The sequence below is a fragment of the Paenibacillus sp. WG02 genome (assembly GCF_055396115.1).
On sequence record NZ_AP036016.1, the window covers coordinates 5,530,685 to 5,547,971 of the forward strand.

At 41.6% G+C, this 17,287-nt stretch carries 12 protein-coding genes; 3 read left to right on the top strand and 9 right to left on the bottom strand.

Translation table 11 applies throughout. The annotated features are described in order from the left end of the window. Window positions 1-30: 30 nt before the first annotated feature. The 6 genes from ACBP55_RS25270 to ACBP55_RS25295 all read right to left on the bottom strand — a co-directional run bounded on the left by ACBP55_RS25270 (window position 31) and on the right by ACBP55_RS25295 (window position 8,729). Entirely contained in the window at window positions 31-990 is a 960-nt protein-coding gene (locus ACBP55_RS25270; RefSeq protein WP_464645644.1) for an ABC transporter permease, read from the bottom strand. 85 nt (window positions 991-1,075) lie between these two features. Then, a complete protein-coding gene (locus tag ACBP55_RS25275) occupies window positions 1,076-2,662 on the bottom strand; it encodes a hypothetical protein (RefSeq protein ID WP_464645645.1) in 1,587 nt (528 codons plus the stop codon). A gap of 268 nt (window positions 2,663-2,930) precedes the next feature. Further along, complete coding sequence (locus tag ACBP55_RS25280) at window positions 2,931-4,064, bottom strand: GerAB/ArcD/ProY family transporter (RefSeq protein WP_464645646.1); 1,134 nt, start codon at window positions 4,062-4,064, stop codon at window positions 2,931-2,933. After that, window positions 4,054-5,142, bottom strand: a complete 1,089-nt coding sequence (locus tag ACBP55_RS25285; RefSeq protein WP_464645647.1) for a Ger(x)C family spore germination protein — start codon at window positions 5,140-5,142, stop codon at window positions 4,054-4,056. The genes ACBP55_RS25280 and ACBP55_RS25285 overlap by 11 nt, the downstream gene beginning before the upstream one ends. A 23-nt stretch (window positions 5,143-5,165) precedes the next feature. Then, window positions 5,166-6,677: a spore germination protein gene (locus tag ACBP55_RS25290; protein WP_464653408.1), complete on the bottom strand. Its 1,512-nt coding sequence runs from the start codon at window positions 6,675-6,677 to the stop codon at window positions 5,166-5,168. Window positions 6,678-7,007: 330 nt separating this feature from the next. After that, the gene (locus ACBP55_RS25295) at window positions 7,008-8,729 is read right to left on the bottom strand and encodes a hypothetical protein (protein ID WP_464645648.1); all 1,722 of its coding nucleotides are present in this window, start codon (window positions 8,727-8,729) and stop codon (window positions 7,008-7,010) included. Window positions 8,730-8,956: 227 nt separating this feature from the next. On the opposite strand from ACBP55_RS25295, the gene ACBP55_RS25300 reads away from it, so the two are divergent. The 3 genes from ACBP55_RS25300 to ACBP55_RS25310 all read left to right on the top strand — a co-directional run bounded on the left by ACBP55_RS25300 (window position 8,957) and on the right by ACBP55_RS25310 (window position 14,188). Further along, window positions 8,957-11,317, top strand: a complete 2,361-nt coding sequence (locus tag ACBP55_RS25300; RefSeq protein WP_464645649.1) for an immune inhibitor A domain-containing protein — start codon at window positions 8,957-8,959, stop codon at window positions 11,315-11,317. A gap of 632 nt (window positions 11,318-11,949) precedes the next feature. Further along, entirely contained in the window at window positions 11,950-12,990 is a 1,041-nt protein-coding gene (locus tag ACBP55_RS25305; RefSeq protein WP_464645650.1) for a tetratricopeptide repeat protein, read from the top strand. Window positions 12,991-12,994: 4 nt separating this feature from the next. After that, the gene (locus ACBP55_RS25310) at window positions 12,995-14,188 is read left to right on the top strand and encodes an AAA family ATPase (protein ID WP_464645651.1); all 1,194 of its coding nucleotides are present in this window, start codon (window positions 12,995-12,997) and stop codon (window positions 14,186-14,188) included. 294 nt (window positions 14,189-14,482) lie between these two features. Here ACBP55_RS25310 and ACBP55_RS25315 read toward each other — a convergent pair whose 3' ends face one another. Genes ACBP55_RS25315 through ACBP55_RS25325 form a run of 3 tightly spaced genes read right to left on the bottom strand, consistent with a single transcriptional unit; the run spans window position 14,483 to window position 17,279 of the window. Further along, window positions 14,483-15,583 (bottom strand): NAD(P)H-dependent flavin oxidoreductase, encoded by a 1,101-nt coding sequence (locus ACBP55_RS25315; protein ID WP_464645652.1) that lies wholly within the window; start codon window positions 15,581-15,583, stop codon window positions 14,483-14,485. A gap of 23 nt (window positions 15,584-15,606) precedes the next feature. Next, on the bottom strand, window positions 15,607-16,518 hold the full coding sequence (locus tag ACBP55_RS25320; RefSeq protein ID WP_464645653.1) for a hypothetical protein: 912 nt from the start codon (window positions 16,516-16,518) through the stop codon (window positions 15,607-15,609). Beyond that, window positions 16,518-17,279, bottom strand: a complete 762-nt coding sequence (locus ACBP55_RS25325) for a glycerophosphodiester phosphodiesterase (RefSeq protein ID WP_464645654.1) — start codon at window positions 17,277-17,279, stop codon at window positions 16,518-16,520. Before ACBP55_RS25325 ends, ACBP55_RS25320 begins: the two co-directional genes overlap by 1 nt. Between the last annotated feature and the right edge of the window lie 8 nt (window positions 17,280-17,287).

Genomic DNA, 17,287 nt, shown 5'->3' on the forward strand with positions numbered 1-17,287 from the left:
CGTAATCCCCCTCCTTTTCCAACATGCAATCTACCATATGCCGGATCCCCCGACTTTCTTAGCCAGTTTATTTGCACCTATAACCAAAATGAGCCCTACCAAGGATTTGAAAACCCCCATAGCTGCTGCAACGCCAAACTCCAGACGTTCGAAGCCATATCGATAAACCCATGTATCCACTATGTCCCCGACATCATACACCCGGGCATTCAAGAAGATGAAAACCTGATCGAAGCCTGCATCCAGTATGCCGCCGATTCTAATAATCAACATGAGCACGAATACATCACGGATACCAGGCAGCGTTATATGCCAGAGCTGACGCCAACGTCCTGCACCATCCACGACGGCAGCTTCATAAAGTTCCTGGTTGATGGATGCCAAAGCCGCCAAATAAATGATGGCTCCGAATCCTGTATTTTTCCAAATTTCCGAAAGCACTAGCATCGGTCTAAAGAAATCCTTGTTCGTCAATAAATCGATTTGTCCCCAACCCATATCGCGTACAAACGTACTGATCAAACCAGAACCTGGAGCAAGGAAAGAAAAAGCTAATCCATACACGATGACCCAGGATAGAAAATAAGGTCCGTAAGTAATGGTTTGTACGGCTTTTTTGAACCAAAGTACCCTGACTTCATTCAGCATAAGCGCAAGGATAACATCAGGCACCATGTTGCCCACAATTTTGTAAACACTGATTAACAGTGTGTTTCTCATAATTTGCAAAAATTCAGGATTATCGAAAATGACTCGGAAATTATCGAAGCCGACAAAAGGACTTCCCCAGATGCCCTTCATCAAGTTGTAGTTCTGAAAAGCAATCAAGGTTCCCGCCATAGGAGCATAATGAAACAGAATATAATAGACCAGTCCGGGTATCATCATGAGGTAGAACCATCTGCTGTGGTAAATGTTTCTTAGTTTGCCTTGCCTTACAGGGCGTGTAGCTGTAGGTTTCTCTTTCAATGCAGTTGTGGTTTCTGCCATCGCCATATCCTCCTAGCCGTATCTCTGTTGGAAGGCAGAAGGAACCCATGAACAACCCAGGGTTCCCCTCGATGCCTCGACACGTTTATTTAAAATCGTTCAGTTTCTTATCTTTCATAACGGAGTTCAATTGTTTGGTATACTCGGTGAAAATTTCTCTTCCTTTGAACTTGGTCATCAGTTCTTCACGGTATTGCGGCCAATTTTTACCGCTTTTGTCTTCGAGAACAGCTTTGGCATGGAATTTGCTCATTTCTTTGCGGAAATCCCCGATGTTAATGCCTGCAGGAGGAACTAAGCTTACTGGAGGCAATGCGTTATGTTTCGGGAAGCCTTCAACCGTTTTCAGAATCGCACGGTCATGCTCGGAAACACGGGAATCAATGAGTTCAAATCCAAGTACATTAGGATCTTCCGGTGTAAATGCTGCATACACATTCAGCCAGTTGCCTGCTTTGGCGATATCAGCTTCGAAAGCTGCAACATTTAATGTTATCTTGTTGCCAGATTTCGTGTAGTGCTTACCTTCTTGCCCGAAATGGGTCAATAAGAAGCCTTCTTCACTTTCAAGCCAGTTAACGATTTCCAAGGAACGCTTCACTTTATCTGGACTCTTATCGGCTGTAGCTTTGCTTATCAAGAACGTATCTGTAGGAACGTTGTATTTCCACATGATCGGCTTGTCGAGCGGATAGATCGGCTGCCAATTGGCTTTTGGATCAAGAGCTTTCGTACGATTTTGTACGCTTGTAGCCACACTGTCCAGCGCCACTGTTTTGTCGCCAGCGGTGAAGAACATGCCGACTCTACCTTGGGCAGCTTTATCAAAATGAGCTGGCGGTTTGTTCAAGAACCAGTCCGGATCTACGATTCCCGCTTTGTTCCAATCCACAACTTGATCGATAACACCTTGTACTTTAAGATCCGTACGATTGTCTACATAACTATTGTCAACGATCATGAAATCGGCTACAAAACCGTTGTTCAACCATTGCGGGAAGTCGAAAGGAAGATTTTGCCCGCTCCCTGCTGCCGTAAACCCGTAAGTATCTTGTTTACCGTTGCCGTCTGGATCTGCTTTCGTGAACTGGGTTAATACGTTGGTCAGTTCCTCGAAATTTTTGGGAGACTTCAACCCCAGCTTATCGAGCCAGTCTTGGCGAATATACCAGGAAGCATAGGTATTTCGTGAGAAAGGCACCATAGCGCGAGTAAACTCACCTTGTTTGAGTTGGAACGCATCTACTTCTTCTTTCGATACCCATTTGAAGTAATTAGGCATCGTTTCTTTCGTGATGAATGTGCTCAGGTTAGCCGTTATACCGTCGTTAATATACTTCTGGGACTCGGCACCACCGGCGATGAACAGATCAGGAGCGCTTCCGCCCGCCAAGGTAGCATTCAATTTGTCATGATATTCTTTGCCTGTCACCATATAATCGATTTTCAAATCAACGTTAAATTTCTCTTCAATCGCTTTTTTGACGAAATCTTTGTCTGCGGAAGGCAGTGTCACATTCCCCATAAGTCCACTCATAACCGACCAGTTAAGCGACAGTTTGGCTGGCTTAGCGTTTCCTGTTGCCTTTGGCGTTTCTGTCGTTGTTTTGTTGTCTGAGCATGCTGTAAGCGCAAACATTGCAGCAAGTCCTAGCACTACCAGTTTTTTCATTTGATTAACACCCTCCTGTTTATATACGGTCTGTAAACATTTACCCCTTGTAAAAGCTAAATGATGGCGTTTACTTGACTTCATTATAGGTCCGCCCAACTAGCGAAACTAGCAGACGATTTCAAGAAATAGTGGTCATAATACAGAAATGACCCTTTAATTTACACAAAAAAAATGCAGCCCTATGGACCGCATTCCGATTAACGTTCCTGATAAATTGTAATACGCTTTGTCATTTCTTGCCATCATTTCACTTTCAATATCCGAGTTATTCGTTTCTAAGAGGTGCTATTTTGAGTTTATTCGACATCCATTTGCTCCTTAAAAGAACAATAATAAATAAAATAGGAATGTACACATAAATAAAATAAAAACCCACGCTGGAGCTAAAACTGGATAATTGACTAATACTAGTTCGATCTTTAAAGAACAACATGAGTATGATCATAAAACCAGCTAGAAAAATAAGTAAGCTTGTTCGGTGCTTGATGTGTGCCGCGGTTTTCAATCCTCTGCAGGCGACCCATAGAAAAATGGAGACAGTCGCTAGTATTTTAAGAAACCAGATTGAAATCACGATGTACTCTAATCGTTGTATAAGTGGTATTTCGATGATCTTGAGCATCGTTAACGTTGGCCAAATGACATGTGTCATCTGTCCTTGACTGAAATACATAAAAGTAATGAGAGTAATCACTAAGTAAATGAAAGTCGTATAGAGAACAGCTCGCTGTGCCCATTTGTAAGACTGTTTGGGTGTTTGAACCAACGGATAAATGACTAATATGGCTTCAAAACCAGAAAATTGGAACACCATGGTTTTGATGGAAAGTAACATTTCTTTAACTGAACTTACATGGAGGGGGAGCAAGTTCCGCGGATGTATGTAATTTAAAACAAAAAATAATAGGGGCACAACTACGATGTATGGAAGTAAGATGCCCCAAAAACTCATCCCGGCAACCGTACGAAACCCGCCAGATATCGTATAATAAATGACCAAAACGAAAACGAAGCTTACCGGATAGATGCTCATAGAGGGAAAGAGCCAAACTTGAACAATTTCAACAAAAACTCTAAAAACGCTAAATGCTACCAAGAAAAAATATAACACGACACAGCCATTCAGCAGACTTCCAACCATTCGGCCAAAACAAGCTCTATTTAGTGATATTAGATCTGAATTCAGCGGATCTGTGGACAGCAATCGATAAAAGATCCATACAAGGAGATGAATAGAGATCCCAGCCAAGAGAACAGAAATCCACGAATTATAGCCCCCGTGATTAATAAGCTCTCTCTGGAAATTCATGATGCCGACCCCAATCATACTGCTATGAATAAGAAAAAAAACGAGATAGGGAGGTATGGTATGGGATTCCTTTTCCAATCTACTCGCCAACTCCCGTCTGAATAATGTGAACGTCCACTTTTACATTCGTCTTCATTTGCTCATACGTAACTGCATAAAAGTCCTTCTCTTCCCAGCTAGTTGATTTACTTCTTACCAAATCACCGAATCCTACAGGATCTACCTTATTTTTTTGACAAAAAGAAATAAAGCTTTGAATTTCTTTTTCAAAATAGCTTCCGACTTTTTGCTCAAGCCCTCTTAATTGTTTCTCTTGTAGCAAATCAATTAAAGTAGGTACATCTTTGACTTGTAGTTTCAAAATCACTTTGATTGAAATCTTAGGGTTAGGCGAAATTTGATCGACGGTAAACTTTACTTTAGATCCGATACTTTGCAATAAAATAAATTCATCCTTATCCGACTTGGAGCCGTTCAATGGATACATATAGCTGCCATTTTTTGAATTATCAATTAACATTTTCAAAATAAATGCTTGTTTCATGTTAATCGTGGCTACTAGCTTGTCGAATGAGAATAAAGCTATCCCATCTATTTTTAAATTTCCACGTTCGAGAATGATATAAGGTAAAAAGGGATCCCGACCCACACCATAATGATTAAATAAAAAATCATGCAGATTCGTCATAGGTAAATTTCCATGGTTTATGTTCTGTTTAATCATCCCAGATATATAGTAGGGATCCTTGTATTTTTTCGAGGCCGTTAATAATTCGGAAGCCTCCTTTTCTGCAACCCCAAGATGAATGCGAGTCCCAACTTTGGCATCTCGACATAAACTATGTACGACAGTATCAATTCCTTTTTGTGTGTAGGATTTCCCGAACAAAACCATCCTCAATTGACCATACTCAATGGGATCATTTGTTTTCGTATTTAGCCTTGGAATGATATCGTAGTAGGAATTCGAACTTGTGTCCAAAATCTCTAATTGAGCTTCATTTTTCTTTTCAAAAATAGGATATAGAACAACACTTTTAACGCCGCTTTCCGTTAAATCGAAACCGATCGATTGGATAATTTTAATTTCATCTACCAGCTTCTGATTCGCACAAGCGGATATCAAGGTCATACAAATAAGACTTAGACAAACTTTTAGGAGATGCATCTTTTACCCCGCACATTGTCGACTCATTCTTCATCAAAATCTTTTTTCTTATTCGATTTAGGTTTATAGCGTAAAGACGATTTAGTTTTCAAATAACTTGGTCTTAACGTAGTTTCCTCATAGGAAGGCCGAATAAAGCTGTCTTTGAGATCTTTCATTCTTAATGGATAGATGGGCACTGTGTATGGGGTACCCAGCGATTTTAAACGCGTAACATGAATGAGCAAGAGGCAGATCCCGATGACAATCCCCAAATTGCCCCAACAGGCAGCCAATAAGATAATAGGGAAGCGCAGAAAACGAATCGTATTCGACATCTTATAGATGGGGGTCGTGAACGAGGCTAATGCGGATAAAGCCACAATAATAAGCAGAATATTACTTGTTAATGCCGCTTCAACGGCCGCTTGCCCGATAACGATCCCTCCGACTATACCTAACGTTTGACCAATCTTTGTTGGCAGCCTTGCTCCTGCTTCTCGAAGAAACTCAATCGTAGCCTCCAGAAAGAGTACTTCAAGTACCGGAGGAAAGGGAACATTTTGCCTAGAAAAAATCAGCGGCCCTAATAAACCTATTGGAATCATTTCATAATGAAACGTCGTTAAAGCGACATAAATCGATGAAGCAAATACGGAGAAAATGACGCCCGAAATGCGGAAGAGCCGAAAAAAGGATCCCAATACCCATGGCAGATAGTAATCTTCCGGAGATAAGAAGAAATCAAATAACGTCGAGGGTCCTGTAATAAAATAAGGCGAGCCGTCACTAACGATGGCAACTTGGCCGTAAATAAGACCATACACAACTCGATCCAACCGTTCCGTTGACACAAAAAGTGGAAATGGCGTCCAGGAATTATCCGAGATGATCTGCTCCAATTGCGAAGAATCAAAAATAACATCGAAATCAAAATCTTGTAAACGCTGCTCGACAATCTGCAGATTATCTTTATTCGTTACGCCGTCCAGATAAACAATCGCAACTTTGGTTTTTGAAACGGTGCCTAACGTTAATTCCTTAACAATTAAATTGGGGATATTGATTTGAGTACGCAATAGATGAATATTAATCTCCATCTTCTCTACAAATCCTACTTTAGGACCAACAACACTAAATTCATTTTCCGTTGTGTTATGATCTCTCGAACCCTCACTGGATGAGAACTTGATTAAAGCACACTTGCGATCCTTCTTATGTATTTGAACAATCGCATACCCTTTTAACAGATTGCTTTGTATGACTTTAATATCCTCAGTAATCATAATTTGGTCGATAGGAACCCATGCCGAAATCTCTTCTATTGCCGTGATTTCATGCTCACATGCACGAAGCTGCAAAGTATGAATCAAATTATGCTGCAGTAAATGTTCATCAATCAACGTCTTGTAATAGGAAATACTTAATTTTTGAAGAGGGAGCTCTATAAAACTCTCTATAAAATCACTGGATAGAGCTGCGACTTGCATTAATTGTTCAAAACTGTTAAATTCCGTTTTTACTTTATTCTCTTGAGCAGGCTTCACTTTGTTCATCTTTTTGAGATCTTTCCACAATAACTTCAGAGTTCGGTTCATGAATGAGAATCACCTCAATAAGAAACAACTAACATATTTTACCTTCATTTCGCTTTATGTTTTGCAAAGAAGTTGATTTTTATGCTTTTCTTATCCTGTTAAAAAATAAACCCCATGCCCGCTGGGTGCGCGAGGATGAGGATTTTAGCTTCGTCTATGGGCAGGCATTTCTACAAAGATTACGTCAAAACATGACTTTCGGGATAACCGTAACCTCCGATTTCTCAATCCCCTAATCTCGTTTTATTTTCATAATCATAAACCCCTTTTTTTATAGTCAATTTCATGCTACATCTTCCTGACTTGACTAATCAGAACTTCAGAAGTTAACCATTTACGAAACACAAGCAGCAGCACAAGTGAAGGTAAAGTTATTATTGCCGCTATCTGCATAACAATCGGGTCTCCAGGCTCGATTCCCATCTTATTTACACCATTTGTCATAGTTCTAAAGACCATAATCGGTGAAAAAGTATTCGAATTCGACATATACAAGGACGAAACGAAGTACGAATTACACAAAGTTACAAACTGCAGGACACCAAGTGCGATTAGGATTTTCCAAACTTTTGGAATAAATAAAGCGAAAAAGGTATATAGTCCCCCACACCCCTGTTCAGCGTTTTGTTCTTTAAGACTTGCATATTTACTGTTAAACATACTCTTTACTACAAACACATTCAAAATTGCAAAAAATCCAAGAACCATCTGTGGATATACCGTATTAATCATTCCAAAGCTTTTGATAACAAAGTATTCAGAGATCGTTCCTGAGCCGGCTGCTAAGACAAAAAGTAATACTAGTTTGTAGATGTTTCTTCCTGGCAAATCTTTGACTGTTAACGGATAAGCTAACGTTGCAGTGATGAATAGATTCACAATTACCGCAGCAAAGTTAATCACAAAATAACCTACATATCGACTAACAGGTAATACTTGCCACAGATTTAAACCGGAAGTACCGCGGACAGTGAAAGGTTGAATACATATATAATAAATCAGCCCCATGATCCCAACAGCATATAAAGTTGAAACAATAATACCTATTGTATGTCTAAGTTTACTATGCAATTGAATAGCCTCAGTACCTTTTGAATTGTTGAAAAGATCATGTGAAAAAAATCTTCTTACTAACAAGTAAGCAGCAAACGTTCCTAACAACTGCACAACGAATTGAATCGTCCCAATAGTACTTGCTATGTTATATTTACCGCTAATTAGTCCGGATCGATACGAAAATGTATCTATGGTATCTGCAACTTCGTAAACTAACGGATTATATAAACTCGAGACAAGCTCGAAGTCCGTGGAAAGAATGGTTGATAGTTGAAACACCGCAAACACAAGAATCGACCGGATTGCTGGGATAACATGTGATCTTTTATAGCTTTCACTAGCTATGTTTTGAGTAAGCAGCAAAGTACGCTTAGATTCAATTGCAGCCAAAGCTATCAAAATCGGTATACCGCAAGTTTTCAGTGCCTCAACTATGACTAGCATCGGTAGAAAAAACTTGGGATCTCCTAGTATAAATAAATGAAGATTAAGCTTTTCTAGCTGGGTAGGTGCCAACATATGGGATATCACATAGGCCACAACAACCGATGGAATAAATAATGGCATAAGAACTATTGTTGTAGTAAGATTCCTCAACTTGCTGGACCTTACACCACTCACCGCTAAAGCAACCACGAGTGCAATCATTCCGCATATCGTTATATACGCCAATTTGATAATCAGGGTATTTGTAAATGCGTTTTGGAACTCAGCATTCCTGAACAATTGAAAGAAATTATCAAAGCCGACCCATGGACTCCCCCATAGTCCTCGAAAAACAACGTAATTCTTAAAGGACATCACTATGTTTGTGATTATTGGAAAAATCTTAAATAAGGCAATCAAAAGAAGAGCGGGTATGACAATTATATAATGCAGCTTGTACTTCCAAATACGGTCTAGGATTGCCATTAAAGATCTGCGACTTCCAGTACCTATTTTCACGTGTTCCAACGTTTCTTCCCCCTTCATACTTTCATCCATAAATGATAGACATGATAGGAAGATAGTATCGCATATGTAGGAGGAAAGTCTAGCATATTATGGAATCTATGGAAATGTGGGTCAAACTACGCAGGACTAAAAGCACTTACTAGAATAGTCAAACTATTATTTAATTTTAATATACCATTGGTTAAATATGGATAAGTTTCATACTCTATTCTGTAGGAGGTTTCATTTTGAAAAAAAGCACCTTGAAAATCACTAGTTTTTTACTAGCAACGAGTTTAACAGCAGGACTTTTCACAACATCATCTGTATTCGCAGCAGGATCCAACTACGAAGAGGCACTTGAAGCACCGCCGGTAGATTTTAATATTGTAGACGATGAACGTTTGGCCAAAGGGTTGATGGACAGAGGGCTGCTAAGCAAAAGTGCAACACCTGAACAAATCGCCAAAGCCGTCAAATCATACGTATCCACTAAAAACAATAAAAGTGTTAAATCAAAAGAAGACACGCAGCATGATGAAATAGACAAAAAATCAAAGGATTTTATAGCGAAGCAGAAAACCAAGCTGTTATCGCAATTGAACAAAGGCCAGGAGAACTTTAAAAAAGGAAATCCAAATGGCATACCCGTACCCTCGGCAAAACAAGATACATACAACGGTCCTGTTCGTGAAGATAAAGTACTTGTTCTTTTGACTGAATTCTCGGATTTTAAACATAACAATGTCAAACAAGAGCCTGGTTACATGTTTGCAAACGATTTCAATCGTGATCATTATCAGAAGCTGATGTTTGGAAATAATGATTTCACCTTATTCGATGGTTCCAAAATTCAAACCTTTAAACAGTATTATGAAGAGCAATCCGGTGGCAGTTATACCGTAAATGGATACGTATCCGATTGGTTAACCGTTCCTGGTCAAGCTGCTCAATACGGCGATGATAACCCTGCTGGCGGTCATGATAATTTGAATCCTCTGGGTCCTCGTGATCTTGTGAAAGATGCTCTGAAAGCAGCAGTTGCATCCGGCATTAATCTGGCTGATTATGACCAATTTGACCAATACGATTTAGATGGGGATGGCAACCAAAACGAACCCGACGGGATCATTGACCATCTGATGATTATTCATGCAGGAACAGGTCAAGAAGCTGGCGGCGGTCAATTAGGCGATAATGCGATTTGGTCTCACCGCTGGACTTTAAATGGTGTGTATCCGATTGCGGGCACAACTGCGGGGGTCGACTATTGGGGGGGCCGTATGGCTGCTTATGACTATACCATTCAACCTGAAGACGGTGCCGTAGGCGTTTTTGCTCATGAATTCGGTCATGACTTAGGGCTGCCAGATGAGTACGATACTCAGTATAGCGGACAAGGCGAGCCCGTTGCTTCTTGGTCCATCATGAGCGGCGGTAGTTGGAACGGTAAAATTGCCGGCACAACACCTAGCTCTTTTTCACCTCAAAACAAAGAGTTTTTCCAGAAGACCATGGGCGGAAACTGGGCAAATGTAAGTGAAATAGATGCAGATGACATTACAAAATTAGGTACGGCTGCGATTATTGATCAGAGCGTAACGAAGTCGAAAAACCCAGGTATTGTTAAAGTTAATTTGCCGGATAAAGCGGTTCCAGGTATTCAACCCGCATTCGGTGCACACTATTATTACAGTACAAAAGGCGATAATCTTCATACCTCTCTCTCAACTCCTGAGTTTGATTTAACACAAGCACAAACCGCTACATTTGACTTTAAAACCTTATACGATGTCGAGTTTGAGTATGATTACTTAACGGTTACAGCATCAACATATAATGAACAAGTTACCCTCGATATTATTGGTGACAATGATACGAATGGCGACGCGCGTGCGGAAACGACAAACGGAGCTTGGGTTGATAAGTCCTATGATTTAAGCCATTTTGCCGGCAAAAAGGTTACCCTCCACTTTGACTACGTCACAGATGGTGGACTCGCATTGAATGGTTTTGCCATGGATAAAGCAAAGTTAACCGTAAATGGTCAAGTCGTATTCTCAGACGATGCTGAAGGCGCTCCTAAATTTAACTTGGACGGCTTTGTAGTTTCGAATGGTATGGAACTTAAGAAGCACTATTATTATCTGGAATGGAGAAACTACGCTGGTGCCGACAAAGCTCTTGCCTACAGCCGTGGTGTCAAATATAATACCGGACTTGTCGTTTGGTATGCAGATGACAGTTATCTCGACAACTGGGTCGGTATCCATCCAGGACAAGGCTTCCTAGGTGTCGTAGATTCTCATTCCGATGCTTTAATATTCAAAAAAGATGGACAGGATTCCGTCGCGCAAACGACTCGTTATCAAGTCGCAGATGCAGCCTTCTCACTAGACAAGACGCCTTCATGGTACATCAACAACCCAACCAGAGGCGAGTACAATTATAAATCATTGCAAGGTGTAGAGGAATTCTCCGATTCCAAAAGCTACATGAACGCATTAATTCCTGACGCCGGACGCCTTGTGCCGAATTATGGATTGAAATTCCGAGTTGTCGGTGAAGCGAAAGATAATTCTGCTGGATTAGTTTGGATTCATAAGTAAGGATAAATAGAAAACGGAGCCCGCAATGATGCGTGGCTCCATTTTTCTATTCCTCCACAACAATTTACGACAAAAAATGATTAGACAATTTTTCCAGAATTGCTGTACATTAGACTATAGATAATTGGTAGATTCTAGTAGTTGAAAGAATATTCGTATAAAGGAGACCAAATGAATACATATACTCCCATTCTTAATGAGAAATCGCAAAAAACGAAGACCTTTCAAATTGCAAGTTTGTTTTATATAGCCCTTTTTGGCGGTATTTATGCTCTTATTATACTCGGGCTAATTAACAGTCGAATGTTGCAAATCAAGGGAATCAAATTCTGGGGACTCGCACTAATCTCTCTACTGTTTATGATAGCAAAGATTTCTTTCGGTCTACTAGATATGCATTACGTGTTTCAAATCCACAGAGAGCTCAGATTCAGCCTTTTTAAGTTAACTGATCTGCTTCTCTTTCTTGTGTATTACCACACTTTAAAGGTGCCGTACCGTTTACACATGATTTACCATGCCGAATATCGCCATATGTCATACAGGGGTATGGCAGTTTTCGTTTGTTTATTCAGTATTATTTTAGACTTACTCACGAATATGTCGCTCTATAAATGAAAGGATAACCCTAAATGGAACTTACACAACATCAAATAATCCCCATGATCGATCATTATTTAGATATTAAACGTTACCAACAAGCGCTGGACCTCATTTATGAAGGCTTGGCTGAACAACCGGAAAATTCATATCTCCATTATCAAGCTGCCCGTGCTTTCTATCATCTCGACGAATACAGACAAGCAGAAGAACATCTGCATTCAGCCTTTAAATTCGGCTATTCTCCTGTTGAAATCCACTATTTATTAGGTCATATCTATTCCGATCAGGAGAATTGGCAATTGTCTGAGAGAGCTTACATTTCTGCTTTGCATGTGAGCCCTAATAATGCAAGAGTCATGGCTTCGTACGGTGCACTCCTTATGAAAGTTGGCCAATGGAAGCACGGCAGGGAAGTTATGAATGAGGCGCAGCGTTTAAGTCCGAATGATCCCGAAGTACTAAGACACCATATTTACTATGACATTGCACGAAATCACAACAACAGCAGAATCATGCATCTGGAGAAATACATAGACCGCGCCAACGATCAAGTCAGCACTCTTCTGCAATTAGGTATCAACGATTATTACAAAGGGAATTACAAGTCGGCTAAAGATCACTTTCGCGAGGCATACATAAAAAATCCAACGGATAAAAGCCTTCTTAACAATGTAAGATTACTAGAATACAAAGCGAATCCTCTACTTTTTCCAATCACACTTTCAGACAAAATAGGTGGAATGCCGTTTCTTTGGTTCTGGATAGTAATCCTCCTGCTATCCGTATATCCATTTCAAAAAAGCTCAATGAATTATGGAATCATAGGAGTTATCGTCCTTAGCGCCTACATTTACTTGGCTCGTATCATCGTCCATCTTCACCAGGACGCATTGGATTCGAACGATACTTACGCGTGGGCTTTTATTAAATCCCCCATTTTCATTCGAATGATAGGCATTATAGTAGCTGTTTCGGCTTTGTTTATTTTCCATATTCCTGGCGTTCCAATCGTAACGATAATTGGAAGCAGACTGATTGCAAATTACGTTGATAAAAAGGGAGCAGCATAGATCTATGAACAAATTACAATGGTTAAAACAAATAACAGAATGGCACCCCGAACTCGCTGAAGCGTGGTATTGGGTTGGGGTCGAGTACTTGGAACAGAACGAACCTATGCAAGCGATCGTAGCTTTTACAGAAGGATTAAAACTAGCATCCGACAATGAGAAGCCTTTGTTTTTGCAAAAGCTGACTTTAGCTGCCGCTCAACCAGAAAAACCTATTGATGAGATACCAGTACAACAACAAGTTCCTATACCTGTGAGTACAAATCATAGCAGCAGCAAACACTTCCCTTTCCAAGTCATTACCGGAAAAAAAGACGATTCGCAAGCAGCAGATCCAGAAATTATTTCCTTCAAGGATGTCGCTGGTCTGTCTGATCTGAAGAAAGCCATTCAAATGAAAATTATCAGTCCCTTTTATAATCAAGGACTATTTTCTAAATTTCGCAAAAAAGCTGGCGGCGGTGTTTTATTATACGGTCCTCCTGGTTGCGGAAAAACCTTTATGGCAAAAGCTACGGCTGGAGAATGTCATGCCAAGTTTTTCCCAATCCATATTACGGATATCCTTGACCCTTATATTGGCGTAAGCGAAAGAAATCTTCGCGATCTTTTCAGCAAGGCGAGATCACAAAAACCAAGCATCGTATTCATTGATGAACTTGACGCAATCGGGCATGATCGTGCTAAATCCTCTTCCAATTTCCGAGGGTTGGTTGATACTTTCCTCACCGAAATGGAAGGAATTGATACTTCGACTGAGCAAGTACTTATACTCGGTGCAACGAATATGCCATGGGATGTAGATAATGCGCTAAAAAGACCTGGACGTTTTGACCGCTTAATTTTTGTTACTCCACCTGACGAAGAAGCCAGAGAGAACATTTTCCGACTGAAGTTACAAGGGAGATTCGTGGATGGCATTGACTTCCAAACGCTCGCAAAAAGAAGCGAATTCTTCTCAGGAGCTGACATTGAACAAGTCTGCGAGCACGCTGTTGAAATTGTTCTTGAAGAAATTCTAGATTCAAATGTGGAGAGACCTGTATGCATGAAGGACATGGAGAAAGCAATGGACTCTATAAGCCCCTCCACGTTAGAGTGGCTCAGAACGGCCAAAAACTATGTTCGTTATGCGAACCAAAGCGGCATCTATAATGACGTGGAAGACTATCTTAGAAAATATGGAAAACGTTTATAACCGGTAATTTGCAACTCCGAAATTCGATTTTAGAGTCGTTCAGCAGCTTTGTGAAGGTAGATCGGCTATAGAGGTTACTAATGTTGTAAATTCTGCAACAATTCATATGCCAAAAGGCTATTTTGTAAGCTAACCGAGAAGACGGATTCATATATTCAAACCTTATTTCCCCCGTATAATCCTCAACCTTTCTTATTCATTGATTATTAACGTAAAAAGACCCGAGAGAGGTCACTTTTTTCAAAGTGTCCATCTTTCGGGTCACTGTTCATTAACCTCTTGGGAGAGCCCCTTTTATTTGGAATTCCCTATACTTTCCATCGACAATATGGACTTGGCCTGCTGGATCGTTTCCTCAACAATCTGCCCTGCACTTTGTCCGGACGTAAGCATTCTTGTACCTTGTCCTGCCCACAAGGACATATAGTCGGCATTGCTTTGACTAGCAGCAGCATTCCTAATATCCCGTGTAGCGGTATTTTGCGTCGGAAATGGAAGTGGCTCTACGCCGCTCGCATCCCACTGTCTGATGAATAGGTTGCGTACCCCTCTAGCTGATCGACCTGAGAACACCTTGGTAATAACTGTGCTCTCTTCGGTGCTATTCAATAACGCATTCTGATATGCGGCATGTGCCCCAGATTCATGAGAAGTCAAAAAACGCGTCCCCATCTGTACACCCTGCGCTCCAAGAGCAAGGGCGGCAACAAGCCCACGACCATCCATTATGCCTCCAGCGGCAACTACTGGAATCCGAACACAATCAACAATTTGCGGTACTAGCGCAAACGTTCCGATGTTTGCACCCATAGGGTGATTCGAAATGTCGAATGTTCCCCGATGCCCGCCCGCTTCGCTTCCTTGTGCAACTATGGCATCACAACCGGATTGCTCAGCCAAGATAGCTTCATCAACTGTGGTCACCATGGTGACAATTCGCATGCCGGCCGTTTTAGCTTGTCTCATCATGGGTTCAGGAAGGACACCAAATGCCGTACTAATGACAGGGACTTTCTCTTCCAACACGACGGCAAATTGTTCCTCAAAATGGTCCGGAGTTACAACGGGTTCCTCATCTGCATGCGTTATTCCAAGTTGGTCTCTTACCTGGTTAAGCTCTCGCTGAACTTCGTTCGTTCTTTCATTGTTGTCCGTCATTTGAATTGAAAATAAATTCACCCCGAATGGCGCATCCGTTAGCTGACGGATTCCACGAATTGCCTTACGGATGGCACTAGGCGTCATATAGGCAGCTCCCAGCGTCCCAAGTCCGCCTGCGTTAGAGACAGCTGCCACCAATTCCACGGTTCCAGGACCCCCCGCCATTCCAGCGAGGAAAATCGGATAACGAATATTAAACATTGTACAAAGGTCTGTTTCAAGTTGAATTCTCATCGTATCCCCCATAGAGATCTGATTTAAATGCGTTGAAAGCGCTGCGGCCATTCCATTTTCGGATGGAAATTGTACAGCAGCCCCTCTGTATATATAATAGCATTTACCCATAGAGATTTGAAAAGAAGAGGCTTTTGATCGAGGAATTGCAGCGGATCGACCGGAACCGAGTAGTTCGTAAAATCTTCAAAGTCACCTTCGAATCCTTTCGGCCAATGCCGCTTCAATGGATGATCAGGAACACGCCCGCCAGCTTTCAGCTGCTCAAAAGTCTCTTGCAGCCACTCCATGGCCGTGACTTCCTTCATCGGGATCACTAAATCTTCCCATCCCTTGAGAAGAGAACCATGTTTGCCCCACTCGATCCGAATAATAGGACGCCCGTCATTTTCATGCGCCTCCTGTACAGCTGCCTGTGATTCGATAACACTACTGTGAAAAAAGGTCAGCACATTCGTCACGGCTTCCGTGTGTGGATCATACTCTACCCAAATCTCTTCATGATCGCATGGCTCATAATCGTCCGGGAAATCGTAATCGTCTTCCCAAAACAAATGGTAGCCAATCAGCGGAAGTGTCGGATGATGAACTGCCACTACATCCTTTAGTGGGAAACACTCTAGCGGCGTTGTAAGCAGCATCGGGCAAAATTTGCGAATAAAGCGAATTTCACTCTCTTCCAGCGGCTGCGGCGGAGCCAGCTCCAGCGTTCGCTTGTACTGCTCGCCCGCGCGCCGTAAATTTCCATCGAGATGGAAATATTCCGCTCGCCAGGCGGAGAATTCGGATTGCTCAGGGCAAGCCTCCTGAAGCAGGTCTAGTATAGGAAGGACCGCCTGGAAATAGGCGCTTCCCGCTTTTACATCGCCGCTCAGCATTTTGGCCGCAAGTGTCTCACTTGCAAGCTTGAATTCGTGCGCGTAAATTTCAATCACTAACGCTCACCCCGCATCTTTTGCTTCAAATGCACCAAGGCAGTTACATTTCGCGTGGTTATGGATGCAACGCCCAAATCGGCAATCTGCATCATTAAGTCTTCTTCATTTACAGTCCATACATAAACCGGCAGACCTAAGGATGTTGCATAATCCATTAACTCTTGGCTCACAACACTGTAATGGATATTGACGCCAAAACAGGAGGCTGCAAGTGCATCCTCGCAGGTTTTTACCATAGCATCTCGATATGGAAGTGTTTTAAAAAGGTTGTGGTCGGTATTCAACAGTTTGCGCATTTCTGGGTATAATCGCTCTGCTAACATCGCACGATCCATTCCACAGCCGGATAGAAAAGCTTGCTCCAACATCCCATATTGCTTCACCAAAACAGCAACAGGTTCGATACTCTCGTCCACTTTCAGATCCAAATTCACGACTTTACCCGAATCTTGGATAAGCGGCAGTATGTCTTCCAATCGGCAGATTCGAATCGTTTCACGTTGTTCCCCACGAGTGACCTCGAACTGAAGTTCTTTTAACTCTTCAAAGGTCATTTGTGAAATGGACAATTTCAAGCCATCAACGGTGACCCATTCATCATCATGAGCCAAAACCGGGATGCCGTCCTTCGTCACTCTAATGTCTTCCTCGACCACGTCTGCACCGAGACTAATCCCCGTTTGCACGGAATCGAGCGTATGATCAATCGTGTCCATGCTGCCGCAGTGAGCAGTTATGAGCGGAAATCGATAACCCATGCTACCAA

Coding starts and splice junctions, on each gene's coding strand:
- ACBP55_RS25270 (WP_464645644.1), bottom strand. CDS start 990: ATGGCAGAAACCACAACTGCATTGAAAGAGAAACCTACAGCTACACGC.
- ACBP55_RS25275 (WP_464645645.1), bottom strand. CDS start 2,662: ATGAAAAAACTGGTAGTGCTAGGACTTGCTGCAATGTTTGCGCTTACA.
- ACBP55_RS25285 (WP_464645647.1), bottom strand. CDS start 5,142: ATGCATCTCCTAAAAGTTTGTCTAAGTCTTATTTGTATGACCTTGATA.
- ACBP55_RS25290 (WP_464653408.1), bottom strand. CDS start 6,677: ATGAACAAAGTGAAGCCTGCTCAAGAGAATAAAGTAAAAACGGAATTT.
- ACBP55_RS25305 (WP_464645650.1), top strand. CDS start 11,950: ATGGAACTTACACAACATCAAATAATCCCCATGATCGATCATTATTTA.
- ACBP55_RS25310 (WP_464645651.1), top strand. CDS start 12,995: ATGAACAAATTACAATGGTTAAAACAAATAACAGAATGGCACCCCGAA.
- ACBP55_RS25315 (WP_464645652.1), bottom strand. CDS start 15,583: ATGAGAATTCAACTTGAAACAGACCTTTGTACAATGTTTAATATTCGT.
- ACBP55_RS25325 (WP_464645654.1), bottom strand. CDS start 17,279: ATGGGTTATCGATTTCCGCTCATAACTGCTCACTGCGGCAGCATGGAC.